The sequence below is a fragment of the Thalassoroseus pseudoceratinae genome, assembly GCF_011634775.1.
Lineage (GTDB): Bacteria > Planctomycetota > Planctomycetia > Planctomycetales > Planctomycetaceae > Thalassoroseus > Thalassoroseus pseudoceratinae.
The window spans coordinates 571,101-591,528 of record NZ_JAALXT010000003.1 but is presented as its reverse complement, the minus strand read 5'-3'; the positions used below and the strand labels follow the sequence as shown (position 1 = coordinate 591,528).

Genomic DNA, 20,428 nt, shown 5'->3' with positions numbered 1-20,428 from the left:
CGAAACCATGTTCGCCTGAGTCGCCCTTGCATGAGGAGAGGCCTGTCCATGAAAGTTCTTGTCTCATTTACGTTCTGTCTGGCGATACTCGCCGAGGCAGGCGTTGGATTCGCGGCGGATGATGTCGTCCGGCCAATTAGCCAACGCTTCGCAACCAAGAGCGATGAAACTCCTGACTTCCGAAAGCACATTGTCCCGTTGATGAGTCGGCTGGGTTGCAATGGACGGGCCTGCCACGGATCGTTCCAGGGACAAGGCGGATTCCGTCTCTCGCTGTTCGGCTATGACTTCAAAATGGATCACGAGAACCTTACCGCCGGCGATGAACCGCGAGTGAACCTCAAGAATCCTGCGGAAAGCCTGTTCATCCAGAAGCCAACCATGGTGGAGATCCACGAAGGTGGCGAACGGTACGAAACCGGCAGTTGGGAACACAAAGTCTTCTTGGCCTGGGCAAGCAATGGGGCCAAGAGCGTCACAAAAGAAACGCCAGATTTTGTGCGACTTGATGTCAGTCCAAGTGAAATCATCTTTGATTCCAACGATCAAACTCAGCAGCTGAATGTGGTTGCTGTGTGGTCGGATGGTAGCCGTGAAGACGTAACTGACCTGTCCCGCTTCCAAACCAACAACGACACAGTCGCGGACATTTCCGAATCCGGTTTGGTCTCCGTCGGCGAACCAGGAGACACGCATGTTGTTGTGTTCTACGACAACGGCGTTGTTCCGATTCCAGTGATGCGTCCTGTGAGTGAACTCGCCGGATCGGAATATCCGAAGGTGGAAACTCCCACGGAAATCGATCGTCTCGTCGTCCAAAAGTTACGCAAGATGGGAGTCGTCGCGTCTGACGTGGCCGGTGATACCGAGTTTCTGCGACGAGTGCGACTGGATATGACAGGCACACTACCGAGTGCTGCCGAGGTTCGGGCGTTTCTGGCTGATCCATCGCCGGACAAACGGGCTCGCAAGATCGACGAACTCCTCGAGAGTCCTGCCTATGCAGCGTGGTGGACGACGCGGCTTTGTGACATCACCGGCAACAGCGACGATCAACTTAACAACGTCACTCCTATTCGATCGGCCGCCAGCCAAAACTGGTACGACTGGATCTACAAACGCGTCGCTAACAACACACCATACGACGAGTTGGCCGCCGGGTTGGTGTTGGCAAACGGACGCGATCCCGGAGAGTCTTACAAAGACTACTGCCGTGAGATGAGCGAAATCTATTACTCGAAATCCGATAAAAGTTTCGCCGACCGTGAAAGCATGCCGCACTACTGGGCGAGACGGAATTTCCGCTCCGCCGAGGATCGCGCGATTGGCTTTGCTTACACGTTCATGGGACTTCGCATCCAATGTGCCCAATGCCACAAACACCCGTTTGATCAATGGACGCAGGACGACTTCAAAGCCTTCACGGGATTCTTCACTCACACTCGCTTCGGCCAGGATCCGAAATCGCGTGACACCTACAATGCGATGATCAAGGAGCTTGGTCTCGAAAACTTGCGAGGAAATGAGCAACGACGGAAGGTTCAAGAACTCGTCAAAGAGGGCAAAGTCGCTCCCATGAACGAGTTGTTTACGATCGCGGTTAGACCGCAGCCGAAAAACAACCGGAACTCGAAACGAAAACGCCCAGCGAATCGGAACGCTGCTGCTCGAACCGCCGCTGTGTTAGGTGGTGACGAGATTGCTCTCGAGAACTTTGATGACCCCCGGCAACCGTTGATGGATTGGCTCCGTCAGAGTGACAATCCGTATTTCGCTCGGGCATTCGTGAACCGCGTCTGGGCCGGATATTTCAACGTGGGAATCGTCGAGCCGCCGGATGATATGTCGTTGGCCAATCCGCCGAGTAATCAACCGTTGCTCGATTACCTTACCGAAGGTTTTATTGCCAGCGGCTACGACATGAAGTGGGTGCATCGCACTATCGCGAACAGCCACACTTATCAACGTTCGTGGAAACCTAACGAGACGAACCAATTCGACGAGAAAAACTTCAGCCACGCGATTCCCCGTCGAATCCCCGCTGAAGTCGCTGTCGATGCAATCACCTTGGCGACCGCATCGGATGACACCGTCTCCGAATGGCATGAAAGCCTTGATGGTCGAGCAATCGCAATTCCAGGTGCTGGGCGTCGAAGTCGCGGTGGAAACAGCTATGCGTTGACAATTTTCGGTCGCTCGATCCGAGAAAGCAATTGTGATTGTGACCGTTCGATGGACGCGAGTCTGCTTCAGACCGTCTTCCTGCAAAACGACGCCGAATTGCTAAATATGATCGAAAACCGTCGTGGATGGCTCGGCCAGGTGGCGAAAGATTTGAAAATCGCGATGCCAGGAGGTGGTTCCGCGAAAGACAAGGCTGACAAGGCCAAAGCCGATCGCATACGCAAGAATCTCGCTCGAATGCGAGACCGAGTGGCGGAATTGAAGAAGGCTGGAAATCAGAACGGTGTTCGCAAGTTGTCAGGCCAGATGGCAGGACTGCGGAAGCAACTCGCCAAACTGGGGGCCGCCGATAAAACGCCAGATAACAAGAAAGCCGGTAGCAAAGTCGCGGACGCGAATTGGGATGACATCGTCAATGAAGCGTTTCTCCGAACGCTGAGTCGCTTGCCGACGGAGGAAGAACAGAATCGTTCCCGTGAGTTTGTCGCCAACGCGGAGAACTCGCTCGATGGTATCCGAGACTTGTTGTGGGCACTGCTCAATACCAAGGAGTTCATCGTCAATCACTAGTGCCCGAGTCCCCGGTCCCCGCTGAATTCACGGCGGGGACATGATGCTGACAACTTTCAAACACTCCTATCAATCACCAAGGAATCTCTCATGGCGAAACATCTCAACTGCGACGGTCTCCGACGTCGTGACTTTCTCAAAGCTGGTGTCCTCGGAACCACGGGTCTGAGTTTGGCAAGCTACTTGCGAATGGCGGAAGCCGGCGGCGTGCGTGGGAATGCGCCAGCGAAGTCCGCGATCTTCATCAACTTGAATGGTGGCCCATCTCACATGGACACCTTCGATCTAAAGCCTAACGCACCTGACGAATACCGGGGCTTGTTCAATCCGATCGCCACGAACGCGTCTGGCGTCGAGTTCTGCGAACACCTACCGAAACTCGCCAAGTGTGCAGACAAGTTCGCCGTGCTGCGAGGTGTCTCTCACACACTTGGTGCCCATCAACTCGGAACGGAATACGTCAACACCGGAAACCGTCCGTTACCGTCGTTGGAGTTTCCCGGCTATGGATCAGTGGTCACGAAGCAATCCAAGAATCTCCCGGGTGACCTGCCGTCATTCGTTGCCGTTGGCAACAATACGCAGCAAAAAGCTGGCTACATGGGTGTACGTTATGCACCGCTCGTAACGGGTTCCACGCCGCGTCCCGGTCAGCCTTATAGTGTTCGGGGCGTGTCCCTGGGCAACGGCCTGACCGTGAATGAAGTCGAAAAACGAACCAGCTTGCTACGCGAGTTGGACACAACCTTCGCGGGTTATGAAAAGAACAATCAACTGCTTGACGGATTGGATCGATTCAGCGAGCAAGCCCACAACATGATTACTTCGAAGCGGGCTCGCGAAGCATTCGATATCAGCAAGGAGAGCCCGGCCTTCGCGGCACCGTTCGGTGACGAAGCGTTTGGTATGAGCTGCTTGCTCGCGTCTCGATTGGTTGAAGCCGGCGTGAAGTTTGTTTCAATGAGTCTTGGTGGATGGGACACGCACCAAAACAACTTCGACCGCTTGGAGAACAACCTGCTCCCCACGCTCGACACTGGCTTGGCCGCTTTGTTCAACGGGTTGGCTCAGAAAGGGTTGCTCGACTCGACCGTGGTTTACATCACTGGAGAGTTCGGCCGCACGCCAAAATTGAACAACCGCAGCACACCGGGCGGTCGCGATCACTATCCACGTTGCATGTTCATGCTGATGGCAGGTGGTGGTGTGAAAGGCGGCCAGGTAATAGGTGAGAGCGATGAGAAGGCCACGCAACCGCTCAATGATGTCATCACTCCCGATGACGTGGCCGCGTCGTTCTATCACGCACTTGGAATCGATCACACGCACGAATACGACACAACCACCGGTCGCCCAGTGATGATCGTCCGCGAAGGAACTGTGATCGACCAACTGTTCGCGTAAACTCGTTTTCCGTTCAATACCATGACAAGAAGAAAGCCTCGGAATTGACTTCCGAGGCTTTCTTTCTTTGGGAGTCATTCAACTAAGGACTACACATTTTCCGGCACCACAAACGGTTCACGGTAGGCCCGCGAGAGCATCTCGTTAGCAGCGGGATCGTCGAACTTCTCGGTTTTCGGATCGAAGGCGAGTTCACGTCCGAGAAGATAATTGGTGTCCTCGAGCGGTACACCGACCGCCGTCAAGTTCTCCCGAACTTTCTCCAAACTGTCGCGGACTTGTTTGTTCTCACCAAGTCCTTTGGTTCGTCCATTGAAAGGAACCGACTTGCCGAGTCGGTATGAGATGTTGGCCAAATGACACAACGCACTGGAGTAGTGACCGACTTCAGCATCACAATTTACATCGGACGCCTTCCGACTACGAACCGCTGTGATGAAGCTTCCGAACGGCCCCCCCGATGTCACTTCTTGACGTTCATCTTCGTCGACCTTGACCTTCTCACTCTTGCCACCGCCGTACGGCGTGAAGGTTCCGTCTTTCGTAATCTTGCCTTCGGTCGTGAAGAATTCGTTGGTCACCTTGCGGTCTTGGTCGTACTTCCCGACCAATCCGCGTGTTTCGAAGAGCAATTTCACATCGCCGTACTCGAATACGGTGACTTGCGTGTTCGGGGTTTCGCCCTGGTCTTCGTAGGCAAATCGACCACCGAGACTCCAGACTTTCGTGGGTAGCGTGGCGTCGGGAATTGCCCAGCGAGCGACATCGATTTCATGAACACCTTGGTTGCCGGTGTCACCATTCCCGAAGTCCCAGAACCAATGCCAATTATAGTGGACGAGGTTTCCGTGGTAATCATGCTTTTGAGCCGGGCCAAGCCACAAGTCGAAATCTAACCCTTCCGGCGGCTTCTGAGTCGATTTCGTTCCGATGCTCCAACGCGGTTTGCAACAGTAGCCTTTGGAGACGGTGAGCTTGCCATATCGACCGGATTGCACAGCGGCGATCACATTAGCGAGCCCTTGGCTGGACCGATTTTGTGTTCCGTGTTGCACGATGCGGTCGTACTTCTTGGCAGCTTTGACGAGTTGCCGACCTTCGAACACATTGTGACTAAGCGGTTTTTCGACGTAAACATCTTTCCCCGCCTGACAGCCCCAAATGCTGATCAGTGAATGCGAGTGATTCGGCGTGGCAATCGAGATGGTGTCGATATCCGGATCTTCCAAGGCGACTCGCACATCCTGCACGCACTTCGGCCGTTTCCCATCGTGCTTTTCGACGGACTTCGATCGAGAGTCGAACAGCCGGGAGTCTGGATCGACGAGGCAAACAACCTGCACATCGTCCATTTTGCCGAAGCCATCAATGTGGCTACGTCCGCGACCGTTGATACCCACAACGGCATGGCGGATGCGGTCGTTGGCTCCAATCACGTTGCCGGACGATTTCGTGCCGGAAATCACAAACGGTGCGACAGCGGCACTGGCAGCGGTCGTTTGCAGGAAGTGACGGCGATTCATTCGTGACATAGACAGGCTCCTTGCGAAAAAGTGACGCGGGACCAAATGTGCGTGAGGTCGAATGGGTGGTGAGCTTTGAGACATTCACCGGACCAGAACTGCTGACCATTCTATGAACACCCGATCTTAAGCCGGTTGCTCCGCCCTCGCAACGCATCAAAGATGATTATTGCAACTTGATCACTAACCGAGTGCCGCCGATAGAACATCGACCAACGCGGTTTCGAAGTCCGAATTCATCTTGGCAAGATTGACGTTGCACGACGAGCGTGACATTTGCGTCAGGTGTTCGTCGGTGGTAGAGAGAACCAACGAAGGTTCGACGTCGGCAGGATCGACAATACACACCTTGGAAAATCGCGAAGCGAGCGTTCGCTCGATATCGTGAATATTCTCCAGCACAGTCGGCTCGACCGCAATTAGTAGGGGTCGTTTCAGGAGTCCGTCCCGTAGTTCAGAGAGTCGACGAGCGTAAACGGGATGACGAACGGATGGAGCAATGTCGCAAAGCGGATCGAGCACGAATCGTCGATAAACGATCCCCGGATGCGGAATTTCCAAGGTCGGCGTCTGAACGACCTCATCGCCGTAGAGCAAGATGTCCAAGTCGAGCGTTCTCGGCCCCCAGCGAATATCGCGTTGCCGTCCAAAACGGGTTTCGAGACATTGCAACTCCACCAAAAGGTCTTGCGGAGACAAATCGCAACGCACTTCAACCGCGGCATTGCAATAATTCGTCCCAGCTGATTGGCCCATGGGTCGGGACTCATAGATCGGACTCGTTTGCACCAGCTCGAAGCCGTCCGATTCCCGCATCACCTGCCAGCACTCTTGGAAACGTTCGGATACGTTTCCAAGATTTCCCCCAAACGCAATGAAGCAATTCGTCCTCACAAATGATCCATCATCGATAAAGGAGAGATAACCAGCGTAACGACGAAAAAGTCGCGTGGGGAAAAACTAAATTGACCGCAGCGTTTAGAAACCGGCGTTCTTAAGCTGGGTGCTGTTGTTGTCCCACATCGACCCCGACGCACCACCGACCTGGCTGATGGCCGCGATGATCGAAAGCAAGATCATCGCCAACATAACAGCGTATTCAACAGCCGTAGCGGCGTTGTCCTCGGTGAAGAATGCCTGGATTGGTTTCATGAGGCCGCCCCTAAAACAGCGTGTTGAATCGATCGCTGGGAGATCAAGATAACACTAAACCTAGCTCGTATTTTCTCAGCGTCAAAATATTTCTCCACAGTTCAGTCATGTTTCCGACTTTATCCTCAAAGAATGTGCAGATATACTGAGGACAGCCAATGTGGCCAACATTTATGGAATTTTTCCGTACCCACACAGAAGGAGAGAGCATTCATGGCCAAAGAAGAGGCCATCGAGGTCCAAGGCAAAGTGACCGAGGCACTTGCCAACACGCAGTTTCGCGTGGAACTTGACAACGGGCATGAAGTCATGGCCCACGTCGCAGGCAAAATGCGGAAACACTTCATCCGGATCGTCCCCGGCGATCGCGTGATTGTGGAAGTGTCCCCCTATGATTTGAGTCGCGGACGAATCACCTATCGAGAACGGTAGTCGGTAACGTCCTGTTGGAACTCGCTGGAGTCTTTGTCTGCAATGGGAAATCAAGAGTTTCCTAAGAAATCGCCACCCGAAGTGCAGTTGTTCACGGACGGAGCGTGTCGCGGCAATCCGGGTCCCGGAGGGTGGGCGTATATCCTCCGTCACCCAGCCAGCGGACGAGAAAAAGAAGGTTCGGGCGGTGCTGCGCTCACAACCAATAACCAAATGGAATTGACTGCGGTGATCGAGGGGCTCAAGGCCTTGAAAGCCTTTTCGGCAGTCGAAGTCATCACCGACAGCACGTACGTGGCTAAGGGCAGTCAAGAGTGGTTGCCCGGTTGGAAGGCGCGTGGGTGGAAGCGAAAAGAAGGCAAGCAACTCAAGCCAGTCAAGAATGTCGAGTACTGGCAGGAGTTGGACAAACTACTTGCAGATCACCAAGTGCACTTTACCGTGGTGAAAGGTCATAGCGGCCACGCGGAAAACGAACGCTGTGACGAGTTGGCCGTTGCCGCTGCATTGGAGTATCAGTTGGAAAGCTGAGTCTTCCAGGACTCGCTTCCAGGTGATCAATCAATAATCGAACCGTCGCCGATACCAATCGAACAGCACCAGGAATGGCGGCGAAAACTTGTGCGGATCCCGCAGGATCCAAGCCGCGATCTCCGCGACGGGGTAAAAGTCGCCACCAGCGATCTCTTCGGTGTCGAGCGTGAGTTCGTCCTCAGTTGTCATCCGGTAGAGAGCCGAGTGTTCGTTGGCTAACTCTTTCCGAGCGGGCAACTTCGTCAGGAATTCTAACTCGCCGGTGATCCCCAATTCCTCACGCAACTCACGGACCGCGGCGATCTCGTAGGTTTCGCCCGCGTCAACATGACCAGACGCCGACGAAGTGAAGCGTGACGGGTATTCGTCTTTGGTTTTTGACCGCAATTGTAGGAACAGTTCGCCCGAGGCGTTGAACACGAAAATGTGCACCGCCCGATGCAGCAATTTTTCGCGATGCACCACGGACCGGAGTTCCTGGCGAATCACCTGATCCTTCGCATCGACCACGTCGAAGATGTCTTCGGTTCCGTCCGTCATCCGTTTTCCTCGCGGGCATGCCGCATGGCGTTGACATACTGCCCTGCCAAATCCCGAATACGGTTCATGTCTCCATTCGCCAAGGCAGTCTTTTCCACCAACGACCCACCCAGACCAACCGCACACGCACCCGCAGCCACGAATTTCGGCAGTGTCTCCAAGTTGACGCCCCCAGTTGGCATCATGCGAACCTGCGGCAACGGCCCTTTAAGTGCTTTCAAATGAGCGGGGCCACCGGTCTCTGCGGGGAAGATCTTGACGACATCGGCACCGGCATCCCAAGCGGAAAGCACTTCAGTCGGCGTGAAAGCACCTGGCATCACCAGCTTGTCGTAACGATGGCACATTGAAATGACATCGTGACTCACAACGGGAGCGACAACGAAATTCGCCCCTGCGAGGATCGCAATGCGAGCCGTCTCCGCATCCAGAATCGAGCCGGCACCTAGTAGAATTCGATCCCCCATCCGACGGGAAACTTCAGAGATGATCTCTGCAGCACCTGGAACCGTGAAGGTGACTTCGATGACATCAATGCCCCCCTCGTACAACGCCTCGGCCACTTCGACAAGGCGTTCACCGGACGGTGCCCGGAGAATCGCGACCAAACCGCGATCGAGGACGTGGTGTAAATCTTCAGATCGCGACATCTACGAAGCCTTTGAAGCGTAAGTTTCGGCGAATTCCAAAACGCGTTGGTCGATCATGGCTTGGAAGGTGTCCATGTCGAAGTCGGCAAGAAACTGATACTGCGACTGTTTCATCACTTCTTTGTTGTGCACCGTCCCCTTTGCCACCAACTCCACAATGTGAGCCTGACTAAAAGGACGGATAAACAACTCGAAGCGGCTGAAGAGGTTTTCCTTTCGACCGTCTCGGAAGCGAAGATCATCACGAACCACACGTGCTCCCCAGCCCTCTTCACTCACAAGCGTCGAGAATGTGAAGCCAAGAAAGTGATCCGCCAACTTACGCAGGCAGTTTTCGATGTGTTCGGAAAGTTCCAAGCGATAGCCGGAATGCATGGTCCGAAGTTCGTCCTCGGACAACTCCCGTGCGGCTTTTTCCTTCGCTTGCATCCGTCGCGTGGTTTCGCCTCGATTGATGGCTTTTTGCAGCCGTTTCTCAAAATCCATATTTTCGGTTTCTCATCAGGTCGGTTCGATTTCGGTATTCTACGCCCCTCCGTGCAGACACGCAACGGGCGAACTTTGCCCGGTCGGGATTCTCGTATCAAGCCGAATTGTTGGGGCTTCTTGAAATCGACAAGCGAATCCCGGAGAATCTTTTCAGCAGGATTTTGTCCTTGGAACCCCGTTTGAACTGGAAAGTTTGTGTCGATATGAAATTCAATTTCGCACGCCTCGGATTGATCACCTTGGGGGCAACCCTGCTGATCGGACAATCCGCTTCTGCCCAAGAAAACACCGAAACCGCCGAGAAGAAACAGGACACCGAGGTTGTCGTCATCAAGCGTCAAGCAGATGATGAAAACGGTTTGGAATTATCCGTTCCGTCGACCTGGAAGCAAACCAAGCCCAATAGCCGGCTGCGACTGGCTCAGTTCGAGATCCCTGCAGCCGATGCCGACGGCGAGCCCGTAGAACTCACCATCTTTTCCTTTGCGGGTGGTGGTGGCCAGATTCGTGCAAACATCGAACGTTGGATTGGTCAATTCGAAGCGGAAGGACGCAAGGCGAAGGTCATCATCGGTAAAGCGGAGCAAGGTCAGTATGTGTTCGTCGATGTGACGGGAACATACAACCGCTCGGTCGGTCCACCGATCCTCGGCAAAACGGAGAGCCTTCCCGGAGCCCGTATGTTAGCCGTGATTTTGGCGAAACCATTGGAAGCCCCGAAAGCCGTTTACTACCTTAAGATGGCTGGCAAAGAAGACACCATCACGGCGAATTACGATAAGTTCCGTGAGGCATTCGGTGCCAACAAGGAAACTGAAGAAGAACCAAAACCGCCGACTGCGAAAGAAGAGTCCAGCAACGAGTAATGCAAAAACAACGAAGCCGGTTCTGCAATTCACAGAGCCGGCATTCGGTCTACTTTACAGCTGCAAATTCTTTGGAGTCTGCGTCTTTCTTATCGGTTTTCTCCGTGGCTCGCGGCGGGGATGCGATTCGGTATAGGGAAGTCGAGCCGAATTTCTTTTCGCACTTAGGGCACTTCGCTTTCGCGATTCCCTTCCCGTTCAACCCACCAATCTTTTCTTTTCGACGGGCATCCTCGGAAACAACTAACCCGCAGTTTTCGCACTTGCGGCCTACAAGTTCGAGATTCATCTTTGGATCGGTTTCGTAAAACGGGATCGTTTCCCCGTCGAGAACTTCAAACTCGTCTTCGCTGTAATGGCATTGGACTTTCTCGGTCTTGTCGCTGAGCGGAACGCCCTCGACCAATCCCAGGTCTTTCACGCCATAGAGTTTCCGGAGCCCTCCGGAGAATCGTCGAAATTCCGTCAACACAAACGACAGGAATTGTGACTTCGCATCTTCACCGGGTAACACAACGCCAATTCGACCTTCCCCGAAGACCGGTGCCCCCGCGAACGTCGATTCATGAATATACGGAGCCGGATAGACGACTTTCAGCTTCTGCACATCCTCGGGAGTGACCGAAACACGAAACCCGATCGGGAACTCACTTTCGTCCTTTTTGTCTGGTTTCCCTTTGGCTTTTTTCTTCTCGTCCTTGGACTTTGCGGCCGCTTCTGTGTCTTCGGCTGGCTTTTCCTCGGCGGCTTTCTCTTCCGCCGGTGGCTCCGGAGGTTTTGTCGGTGCGGTTTCCAGGAACTTTCGGAAATCCTGGCGGACCTTTTCTTTGTCACCCCCGCCACGCGAAAACAGACCACCGGTCTTCAGCAAACCAGCGAGAATCATTTGCTCCGACGACAGCCCAACATCGACTTCCTTGAACTGAGTTGCCAAGCTACCGACCTTCGGTTTGATCTTCTTGACATCCGCTTCGTGCAAATGCACATCATTGAGCCACATGGGAAACTTGCGAGGAGCGACCTTCGCACGTTTCGCTGGTTTTTTCGTGGCAATTGGGCGTTTCTGCTGAGGTCCGGGCTTACCGGCTTGCTGCCCGGGGCGGCGACCGCGTTTTTTCCGTTGCTCACGGGCCAATCGACGCTGTTTGACCGATTCCTGCTCCTCCTCCAATGCGATCTCAAAGAGAACGTCACCGCCAGTTGCTTCGGAATGGGAAACGTCGGAAGTGGGTTGCGTGTCCTTGGATTCAGACTCCGTTTCCGATTTCGCTTCAGCCATCGAGTCCGATGATTCGCCTGCATCCTCGGTCTTTGCCTCATCCGTTGATTCGGCGGCCGATTCGTCCGTTTTGTATTCTTCTTCCGCACCCGCTGACAACGAGTACGTGGCCTCTTCCTCCGATTCAGATGTTTCCGTAGCGGACGTCTCGACCTCATCATGGATTGGCAGGCCGACTTCGTCTTCCGGATCGCTCTCGACAAACTCGGCAAATTCCGGATCGAGATCGAAGTCCTTCTCGTTGTCTAGCTCACCGTGCTTCGTATCACCTTCGATCGGTAACACGAGAGCATTCGACTCTTCCGATGTAACGACGTCTTCGGAGGCCGGTACGATTTGCCCGGCATCGTCGATCTCGGGTAACGGTTGGTACTCGACCTTCTCCCGGTCGGCCAACATCCGGTTGTAGAGAGCTTCGATTTCCGGACGCAGAAATCCGCCGCAACTCCAGCAACGCACCAGACCGAAACCGTTAAACTCCGAGCACTTAGGGCACTCGATGATCGCGCCGGTGCTGAAGACGTTGTCATCTGGGAGGACATCAACGCTCTCGAGTTTACTTTCGTCCAAAACATGACGACACGCCGGACACTGACCGGTATCGGCCATGAGCAAGGTGTTGCACTTCGGACAATTGATGAACGATTCCGACATATGTCTTTGCTGTGCCAAAGAGTTGGGAATGTCGATTAGCAAATCTCACGATCATGTGAAATCTGTTAATTTTAGGTCAATAAAGGCACGCCGATCAAACGGTTAAACGAGAATTTGCCATTCCGTGAGTGACAACCCGTCGGACAGTCTTTGCCCATTGCCATGTTCATCGCTCGCCCCATTTGGGACGCACCGAATTCCGATCCTACAGACGCCTTAATACAGACTCTATCACGGACTGAAAGGAATTGCAGCATTCAATTTCCCAATCCCTTCGAAATTCCGTGCTTGCCCTGCTTGTCAAAGGCGTCGTATCGGCAGGTTTGACCTTACGCCATTCAATCGCTACGATTCGGGCCTGCTTTGTCGCGGAATTGGGGTTTGTTCCGTAACGTTCAAATTGCAGCCTGGCCCAAAACCTGACCAAACGACCAGGCAACGACACCGTCGACCCGCGATCGGCTGCCGAAAGCCAATCACCATGCGGCTCGTCGTTGAGTTCCCCAACGGGAACAGAAAGAGACTTCTCATGCCGGATATTAACGTCCAAGACATCCTCGAATCAGGCGTCCACTACGGTCACCGCACAAGCCGTTGGAACCCCAAGATGCGACCTTATATCTATGGTCGCCGAAACCTGATTCACATCATCGACATCAAAGAAACCGTCCGAGGCTTGTTGCGAGCCCAGAAGTATCTTTCGCAAGTATCCGCCCAAGGCAGTTTGGTTCTGTTCGTCGGAACGAAACGTCAAGCAGCCGACCCAGTCCGTGAAGCAGCGGAAGCCTGCGGCATGCCCTACGTGACCGAACGCTGGCTCGGTGGCACACTGACGAACTTCCGTACGATTCGTGGACGATTGCAACGCTTGGAAGAGTTGGAGCAACTCGAGCAAAGCGGTGAATTGGCTTCGTACTCGAAAAAGATGCAATCGACGCTGATGCGTGAGTACAAGAAGATCTATCGGAACCTGAACGGCATTCGGCATATGAATCGTATGCCGGAAGCCTTGGTTGTGATCGATCCGAATAAGGAAAAGAACGCAGTCCGCGAAGCCCACATCATCGGCGCGAAGATTGTCGGTCTCATCGATACCGATAGCGATCCTGATACCGTCGACTTGCCGATCCCCGGCAACGACGACAGCATTCGATCCATCCGTCTGATGCTGGATTACCTGACCGATTCGATCAAACGGGGCAAAGGACCACAGGCTGAAAAGCCAAAATCAGAGGCAGACGAACCTCGTCCGGTTCCTTCCCTCTAATCCTGTGTTGAGCAAGCGAATCAGGTAGACGAACTTGAATTCACCGGCATCAGCCGGATTGAGAAATACTGAAATACAAAATCGAAGACCAAGGAGACCGGGGACTATGCCTCAAGTGACCGCCGCCGCCGTGAAAGCGCTGCGGGAAAAGACCGACTTGCCGATGATGGACTGCAAAAAAGCGTTGGTCGAAGCCGATGGCGATGAGGAAAAAGCCATCCAAATTTTGCGTGACAGTTACGAGAAGGTCAAAGTCAAACGCGCTGACAACGAGACGTCCGAAGGCCGAATCTTCACCGTTATCAAAGATGACGGAAGTGCCGGGGCGTTGGTCGAAATTCAGTGCGAGAGTGCTCCTGTCGCTGGTGGCGAAGACCTCAAAAACTTCGGAACTCAGTGTGTCGAGCAACTCTTGAATGGTCCGGGAGCAACATCCGCCGAGGAATTGCTCTCGCAACCGGCCCCCGGAGCTGACGGCAAGACGCTCAACGAAGTCTACGAGGAAATGGTCAACAAGATCCGCGAGAAAATCGTGGTTTCCGGAGTCGCCCGAGTGGAGGGTCCGGTTGGCGCATACGTCCATCACGACGGTAAAACTGGCGTGTTGTTCCAAGCAACAGGCGAAAAGGCCAACGCTGAGGTCCTTCGCGATGTCGCGATGCACATCGCTGCGATGCGGCCGCAATACACCACCGTCGAAGACGTTGATGCTTCCGTGGTCGAGGCTGAAAAGAATCGGTTGTCCGAAGAAGCCAAAGCCACTGGCAAGCCAGAGAACATCATCGAGAAAATCGTTGATGGTCAAATGAAAAAGTTCTACGCTGAGCAAGGCGTGCTGGAATGGCAACCATTTGCTAAGGAAGACACCAAAACGGTCAGTCAAGCCTTGGCAGAACATGGTCTCAAAGCCAAAACATTCCATGCCAGCCGAGTCAGTGGATAACCAAACGACAAATCCCAACCGCAAGCCATTCCACTTGCGGTTGTTTTTACGCGCGGACAGCAAAGGAAGCCAACAATGCCCGAGGAAGCCCAGTCATCAAGTCCGTATCAGCGGGTGCTGCTGAAACTCAGCGGCGAAAGTTTTTGTCGCTCGAACGGCAGCGGCATCAGTATGAGCGAAATTGAGTCGATCTGCACTCAAATCAAGGGTGTTGTCGAGAAGGGCATCCAACTGGCAATCGTTTGCGGTGGAGGAAACATTCTTCGTGGCGGCGAATTCTCGCAGACGAATTCGATCGTCGCCGAATCCACCGCACACTACATGGGCATGTTGGCAACCGTCATCAATGGCCTGGCGTTGCAAGATGCGTTAGAGAGTTTCGAAGTTCCAACGCGACTTCAATCCGCAATCCCAATGCAAAACGTGGCCGAGCCGTTTATTCGACGACGCTGCGTTCGACATCTGGAAAAAGGTCGCGTCGTGATCTTGGCCGCCGGAACTGGCAGCCCGTTCGTGACCACCGATACCGCCGCTGCCCTGCGTGCTCGAGAACTGGATGCCGACGTGGTTCTCAAGGCCACTCGCGTGGATGGCGTTTTCTCGGATGACCCTGAGAAGAACCCGCATGCGGTTCGTTACTCGGATATCTCCTACACCGAAGTGCTTCAACAAGACCTCAAAGTGATGGACGCCCAAGCAATCCATCACTGCAAGGAACACAACATCCCGATCATCGTCTTCAATTATGGACGCGAAGGGAACATCCAGCGGGTGATCTCCGGAGAACGCATCGGTACTCGGGTCTTGCGATCCGAGGACATTCAAAAGGACTAAATCACTGTCCGGGAGCAACCAACTTCGGCCCCGCTTTACTGCTGGACGCTTTCGGCTCCTCGGCGATTGCCGGGGCTTGCTTTTTGGAGCCCTTGTTGTTCGCGGAGGGTTTCGGAATCGCGGGGAACAACGGACGTTTGACGCGGGCAGCAGCCGGTGCCTGGGGAATACTGGGCGGCGGAGTCGCGGTGCCGCCGGGAAGTGGCGGAAGATCGACAGATGGCTGCTCGGTCGAGCCTTGAGCAACCGTTTGGCTTGCCGACGTCCCTTCAATCGGGATCGCGTGCCCGTTCAGAATTTCCATCGTCTCGATATTCTGAACGAAGCCAACCAGCCACAGCGACGACAGTTGCATGGGTTTTTCGTCCAACAACTGCTCGGCTCGGCCTTCGGCGATCTCCAACTCCTTGAGGAGTTCCGACCGCAACTCTTCAACAGTTGGTTGTTCGATCGGTGACACTTCTTCCGCCACCAACGTCATTCCGCCGACACCGCTCAGCATTTTTCGCACGATGAGATTATGAATGCGAATGCCATTCTCGGCGTTGAAGTCGATCTCGTCTTCGGCCAATACAAGCACCAACCGAAGGGCGTCCGCATTGTCGTCATCAAACCCCGTCACTTGGGCCGACGTTTGGATGCGTTTGGCACTATCCAATTCCGCCGTCAGCCGAATCCGCAGGTCTGTCGCTTCTTGAGAAATCGGTCCAAGATTCTCCCGTAGACGTCGAATGACATCGACCGCCTGAGTCAAGAATCCTTTGATGGGAAACGTTGCGATTCGGCCGTTGATCGCGAGTGACGGTACCGTCATTTCACGACCGACATAGGCGTTGAGTCGCTGGGCCGATTGGAGTGTCGCTAGCGGATTGATACTCGGCACATGCTGGTGATAACGCAACACGATGACTTCATCACGAGGAAATTCTTGCTCGATGGCGGCTGTAGCCATGTCTCCCGCGATACAGGGCAGACAAGACGTGCCCGTGAAGTACTCAACTACACTCGTGCGATGGTTCTTGACCGGCTTCCGTTCGGATTTCGGTCCGGCTTGGTTCGCTAGTTTCTCAATGAGTGCCAGGTAAACCTGCCGTTGAAACTCCGCGAGCCCCCGCGTGTTCTGGTTTTTGCGAACCCAAAGTTCACGAAGTTTACTTTCCGGCAAAAGCCGATCGCCGGCACTCCAGATGTCCTCGCGGAACAGCATATTTTGCAGCGCGGGCCACGTTGCCAGTCTTGAATACAGCTTCAACGCAATGTCGGTTTCCTGCAGCTGCATCGCCGCCTCGGCTGCCGTGTAGAGCGGGATTGGTTCCAGCGGAGCTTTTTCGTGAATCGCTTGCAGTTCCGCGAGCGCGCCAGGTTCCCCCGTCAACGCCTTGTCGTAAGCCGTAAGAGCATCGACACGGCGGAACGCGGCTTCGATGTCATCACCGACGACCGCACGCATACTCGAAGTCAGTTTCTTGTCGGCTCGTCGCAGATATCGAACTCCGAGTTCCGGTTGATTTGCACGAAACGTCAGTTCCCAACCAACATCCAACTGCGCCGCTGTCAGCATGTGCTCGCCCCATTCGGCGGCAGCGTCAAGATAACTCTGAACGAACTTCTCCATCTTCTCGTCAGACAGAACTTGTTGATCCAGCGTGCCGGTCAATCGCCGGTAAACCATGATCGACAATGGCCGTTTCGGGTACTTCTTCGCAAATTGATAGGCCGCATCGAACGGCGATTCGCCGGCTTGCTCGGCTTTGATGTATTCCTCCAAGCCTTCGGACGGGGGCGTTTTCTCTCGGTCGTAGATACCGCGATTCTCGGTCAGCTCCAACCAAGCGGGTTCGACGCGAACACCACCGAAACTGGCGTTGCCCTTGATCGTGGAACCATCACGTTTGCCTTCGAAATGAATCATTTTCCCGCGACCGTCCAGATCGAAACTGACATCGGTGTCTCCAAGCTGGAGATTCTTCACGGTAATCTTTCGAAGGAATTGCGTGTCCTCCAAGACTTTGGCGGTCTGCTCTTTCTCGGACGAACTCAGCTCCAACAACGCGATGGCTCGATCCACGTAGCCCTCATTCTCGGTGAGGTCGATCATGCGAAGCAGCCAACGTCCCGACACGCTTTCAGGAACTTCGGTGGGTTCATCGGAGTTCGAAGAACATCCCGTTGTTGTGAGTGCTACGCAGAGTAAGACGGTGAATGTGAGAAATCGCATCGAAATCCTCGATCGAGTCCAAGCAAAATATCGCGTCGTAAGGTTGCCTATCGGCTGAATCGACCTGCTTCAGCCATGCGGGGATTCTAGGCGAATTGAGGGTATCTTCACCAGATCGGATTGACAGGACTTCACCACATCCGTCCTCGCCCAGCCGTTGCACTTTGGCGGTGGGTGATTAAGTTCGAGAGAACGTAACCACAAAGAGGAGATCACGATGATCATATTGAAATGGATTCGATCGGCAGCGACGTGGTTGGGAGGACGCGAACCCGTTGTTCTTCTGGCGTTCTTTTCGATTCTGATGGCAACGTGGAGTTTTATCGCGTTGGCGTCGGAAGTCATTGAGGGAGACACCGAAACCTTCGATGTGCAGATCGTACGTGCAATGCGTCAGGCGGACGATCCATCCATACCGATCGGCCCTAAATGGGTTCAGGAAACCGGTCGGGACGCCACTGCGTTGGGCGGCGTGGCATGGCTCGTCTTTTTCACGTTGGTTCTTACCGGATACATGTGGCTAGACCGCAAACAACACATGGCGATCTTTTTGCTTCTGGCTTCCGGATCAGGAATGTGTGTGAGTTTTCTCCTGAAGTGGATGTTCTCCCGTCCTCGGCCTGATGTTGTCCCGCACTTGTCACATACGTCAACCAGCAGCTTCCCGAGTGGTCACTCCATGATGTCCGCGGTTGTCTACCTGACATTAGGTACGCTGCTGGCCACGGTTGTGCCGCGAGCCCGATTGAAAATCTACATTTTGGTCGTGGCCGCAAGTCTCTCGATCATCGTGGGTGTGAGCCGGGTCTATCTCGGCGTGCACTATCCAACCGATGTCTTTGCAGGTTGGGCGGCCGGTTTGATTTGGGCGCTCACGTGCTGGATGATCGCCCGCCGCTTGCAGAAACGAGGAACCGTCGAATCCGAAACCGCGAGCGACTCTCCCAAGACTCCAGATATTTTGAGCATGAACTCAACGTCTGTTGACCCAACCCACCGCGATTCCTGAATCGTTGCTCGACACCATTCGATGAAAAAACGTTGAATACCGCTATGGACTTGTCCGCCTTGTTTGCTCCGACCGTGAATGGAATGGTATAAGCGTTGCGTTATGTCAGTCGGTACGTGAGGCCGAGCACAGAGTCTCTTTGATGCCTCACGACTGTCAATGTTTTGTGAGTTCTCTCTTTTGGAAGGCAGCAACTAATGCGATTCGTCGCGATTTTCATTGTCCCATTGATCACCGTCATGGCATTCGTGGGAGGCGTGGCCCAATCGGAGCCGAAGTCCGAGAATGAACCCGTTCAGAAAGCCCGCGGCGTTGTTTTCCACGACGAAAACATGAACGGATCGTACGATGAGGGCGAAAAAACCTTGGCGGACATCCGTGTTTCCAATGGCCGGGACATCGTCAAGACGGACGAACACGGACGATACGAATTGCCGGTTGGTCAAGATACGATCGTGTTCGTGGTCAAACCACGTAGCTGGAGAACTCCGCTATCCGAGGACAATCTGCCGCGGTTCTATTACATCCATAAGCCGAAGGGGTCCCCGAAGTCCAAATTCCCTGGTGTCGAACCAACCGGGCCGTTGCCGGAATCGATCGACTTCCCGTTGTATCCCCAAGACGAACCCGAGGAATTCCAAGCCATCATGTTTGGTGATCCACAACCACGGAACCAAGAGGAAGTGGATTTCATCACGCACGACGTGATCGAGGAACTCGTTGGAACGAATGCCGCATTCGGTGTCACGCTGGGCGATATCACTTTCGACAACCTTTCGCTGTTCGAATCGCAGGCACAAGCAATCGCCGTGTTGGGAATTCCGTGGTACAACGTGATTGGCAATCACGATATCAACTACGATGCCCGACACGATCGGCAAAGCGACGAAACCTTCGAACGGGTGTTTGGACCGTCATACTACTCGTTCGATTACGGCCCGGTTCACTTCCTTGTCCTCGATGACATCGAATGGATCATCGAAGGCAATGGACGCGGACGGTACCGGGGTGGGTTGGGTGCTGCACAGATGGAGTTCATCCGCAAAGACTTAGAGTTGATCCCGGATGACCAACTCGTGGTGCTGATGATGCATATTCCGTTGGTCAACGTCCGCGACCGTCACGAATTGTATCGGCTCATCGAGCAACGTCCGTTCTCCATGTCGATTTCCGCCCACGAACACATCCACCGCCATGTCTACATCGATGGCAAAGACGGCTGGCGTGGCCCCAAGCCGCACCATCACGTGGTCAACGTGACTGTCTCTGGAAGTTGGTGGAGCGGTGCGAAAGACGAACGTGGCATTCCACACACGCAAATGGCGGATGGGGCTCCGAACGGTTACTCGATTGTGACCTTCAATGGTCAATCATACGAATTCGAGTTCCGTGCAGCGGGGCGGTCGGCAAATTATCAAATGCAAATCCACGCACCGGAGAGCGTCGAAACGGCAAAGCTTTCCAAAACCGACGTCTTTGCAAACGTTTTCAATGGTTCGAAAAAAACGAAGGTGGAACTACGAGTTTGCACACGACCTGGTTCGGCTAACCGCACCGAGCGGCCATGGAACATCATGACGCATACCGCGGAGCGTGATCCCAAGTACGTTGAGACTTACGAGAACGAAAAGCTGTTGCCGGCGAAGAACTGGCGAGACATGCCCAAGCCGAAAAACTCGACTCACTTGTGGAAATCGACTTTGCCTGCCAATCTGGAACCAGGACTGCACGTGCTGGAAGTCCGTGCGACCGAAGCGAACGGCCGCACCTTTGAAAGTCGGCGTTTGTTCCGAGTCATCCAGTCCGAATCAGTCAGTGAGTAATTACTGAGACGACAACAGCGAGTAGAGCGATTCCTATGGAAAACCAGGAGGGCCCCC

At 54.1% G+C, this 20,428-nt stretch carries 18 protein-coding genes; 10 read left to right on the top strand and 8 right to left on the bottom strand.

Features of this window, described 5'->3' with window-relative positions:
- Positions 1-48: 48 nt before the first annotated feature.
- A complete protein-coding gene (locus G6R38_RS12360) occupies positions 49-2,754 on the top strand; it encodes a DUF1549 and DUF1553 domain-containing protein (protein ID WP_166825340.1) in 2,706 nt (901 codons plus the stop codon).
- Positions 2,755-2,844: 90 nt separating this feature from the next.
- Positions 2,845-4,158 carry a DUF1501 domain-containing protein gene (locus G6R38_RS12355; protein ID WP_166825336.1) on the top strand — a complete coding sequence of 438 codons (1,314 nt, stop codon included), beginning with the start codon at positions 2,845-2,847 and terminating at the stop codon, positions 4,156-4,158.
- Positions 4,159-4,247: 89 nt separating this feature from the next.
- On the opposite strand, the gene G6R38_RS12350 is transcribed toward G6R38_RS12355, so the two are convergent.
- The 3 genes from G6R38_RS12350 to G6R38_RS12340 all read right to left on the bottom strand — a co-directional run bounded on the left by G6R38_RS12350 (position 4,248) and on the right by G6R38_RS12340 (position 6,833).
- Complete coding sequence (locus G6R38_RS12350; protein ID WP_166825333.1) at positions 4,248-5,690, bottom strand: Gfo/Idh/MocA family protein; 1,443 nt, start codon at positions 5,688-5,690, stop codon at positions 4,248-4,250.
- Positions 5,691-5,864: 174 nt separating this feature from the next.
- Positions 5,865-6,575 (bottom strand): 2-amino-4-hydroxy-6-hydroxymethyldihydropteridine diphosphokinase, encoded by a 711-nt coding sequence (gene folK / locus G6R38_RS12345; RefSeq protein WP_166825330.1) that lies wholly within the window; start codon positions 6,573-6,575, stop codon positions 5,865-5,867.
- 84 nt (positions 6,576-6,659) lie between these two features.
- A complete protein-coding gene (locus tag G6R38_RS12340) occupies positions 6,660-6,833 on the bottom strand; it encodes a Flp family type IVb pilin (protein ID WP_166825327.1) in 174 nt (57 codons plus the stop codon).
- 213 nt (positions 6,834-7,046) lie between these two features.
- Here G6R38_RS12340 and infA point away from each other — a divergent pair, with 213 nt between their 5' ends.
- On the top strand, positions 7,047-7,265 hold the full coding sequence (gene infA, locus G6R38_RS12335) for a translation initiation factor IF-1 (protein WP_166825324.1): 219 nt from the start codon (positions 7,047-7,049) through the stop codon (positions 7,263-7,265).
- Positions 7,266-7,307: 42 nt separating this feature from the next.
- Entirely contained in the window at positions 7,308-7,796 is a 489-nt protein-coding gene (gene rnhA / locus G6R38_RS12330; RefSeq protein WP_166825319.1) for a ribonuclease HI, read from the top strand.
- A gap of 30 nt (positions 7,797-7,826) precedes the next feature.
- On the opposite strand, the gene G6R38_RS12325 is transcribed toward rnhA, so the two are convergent.
- The 3 genes from G6R38_RS12325 to G6R38_RS12315 are packed head-to-tail and all read right to left on the bottom strand — an operon-like array spanning position 7,827 to position 9,475.
- Complete coding sequence (locus tag G6R38_RS12325; protein ID WP_166825316.1) at positions 7,827-8,339, bottom strand: NUDIX hydrolase; 513 nt, start codon at positions 8,337-8,339, stop codon at positions 7,827-7,829.
- Complete coding sequence (locus G6R38_RS12320; RefSeq protein ID WP_166825313.1) at positions 8,336-8,989, bottom strand: bifunctional 4-hydroxy-2-oxoglutarate aldolase/2-dehydro-3-deoxy-phosphogluconate aldolase; 654 nt, start codon at positions 8,987-8,989, stop codon at positions 8,336-8,338. The genes G6R38_RS12325 and G6R38_RS12320 overlap by 4 nt, the downstream gene beginning before the upstream one ends.
- Positions 8,990-9,475: a hypothetical protein gene (locus tag G6R38_RS12315; protein WP_166825310.1), complete on the bottom strand. Its 486-nt coding sequence runs from the start codon at positions 9,473-9,475 to the stop codon at positions 8,990-8,992.
- A gap of 206 nt (positions 9,476-9,681) precedes the next feature.
- On the opposite strand from G6R38_RS12315, the gene G6R38_RS12310 reads away from it, so the two are divergent.
- Positions 9,682-10,344, top strand: a complete 663-nt coding sequence (locus G6R38_RS12310) for a hypothetical protein (protein ID WP_166825306.1) — start codon at positions 9,682-9,684, stop codon at positions 10,342-10,344.
- Between the two features lie 49 nt (positions 10,345-10,393).
- On the opposite strand, the gene G6R38_RS12305 is transcribed toward G6R38_RS12310, so the two are convergent.
- Entirely contained in the window at positions 10,394-12,277 is a 1,884-nt protein-coding gene (locus G6R38_RS12305; protein WP_166825302.1) for a hypothetical protein, read from the bottom strand.
- A 529-nt stretch (positions 12,278-12,806) separates the two neighbouring features.
- On the opposite strand from G6R38_RS12305, the gene rpsB reads away from it, so the two are divergent.
- From rpsB to pyrH, 3 genes are all read left to right on the top strand, one after another.
- Positions 12,807-13,544 carry a 30S ribosomal protein S2 gene (gene rpsB / locus G6R38_RS12300; protein WP_166825299.1) on the top strand — a complete coding sequence of 246 codons (738 nt, stop codon included), beginning with the start codon at positions 12,807-12,809 and terminating at the stop codon, positions 13,542-13,544.
- Between the two features lie 106 nt (positions 13,545-13,650).
- Positions 13,651-14,487 carry a translation elongation factor Ts gene (tsf, locus tag G6R38_RS12295; protein ID WP_166825296.1) on the top strand — a complete coding sequence of 279 codons (837 nt, stop codon included), beginning with the start codon at positions 13,651-13,653 and terminating at the stop codon, positions 14,485-14,487.
- A gap of 75 nt (positions 14,488-14,562) precedes the next feature.
- Entirely contained in the window at positions 14,563-15,321 is a 759-nt protein-coding gene (gene pyrH, locus G6R38_RS12290; RefSeq protein WP_166825293.1) for a UMP kinase, read from the top strand.
- Position 15,322: 1 nt separating this feature from the next.
- On the opposite strand, the gene G6R38_RS12285 is transcribed toward pyrH, so the two are convergent.
- Complete coding sequence (locus G6R38_RS12285) at positions 15,323-17,539, bottom strand: hypothetical protein (protein ID WP_166825290.1); 2,217 nt, start codon at positions 17,537-17,539, stop codon at positions 15,323-15,325.
- A 217-nt stretch (positions 17,540-17,756) separates the two neighbouring features.
- Here G6R38_RS12285 and G6R38_RS12280 point away from each other — a divergent pair, with 217 nt between their 5' ends.
- Entirely contained in the window at positions 17,757-18,548 is a 792-nt protein-coding gene (locus tag G6R38_RS12280; protein ID WP_166825287.1) for a phosphatase PAP2 family protein, read from the top strand.
- 197 nt (positions 18,549-18,745) lie between these two features.
- Positions 18,746-20,371, top strand: a complete 1,626-nt coding sequence (locus tag G6R38_RS12275) for a calcineurin-like phosphoesterase C-terminal domain-containing protein (RefSeq protein WP_166825284.1) — start codon at positions 18,746-18,748, stop codon at positions 20,369-20,371.
- The last annotated feature ends 57 nt before the right edge of the window (positions 20,372-20,428 follow it).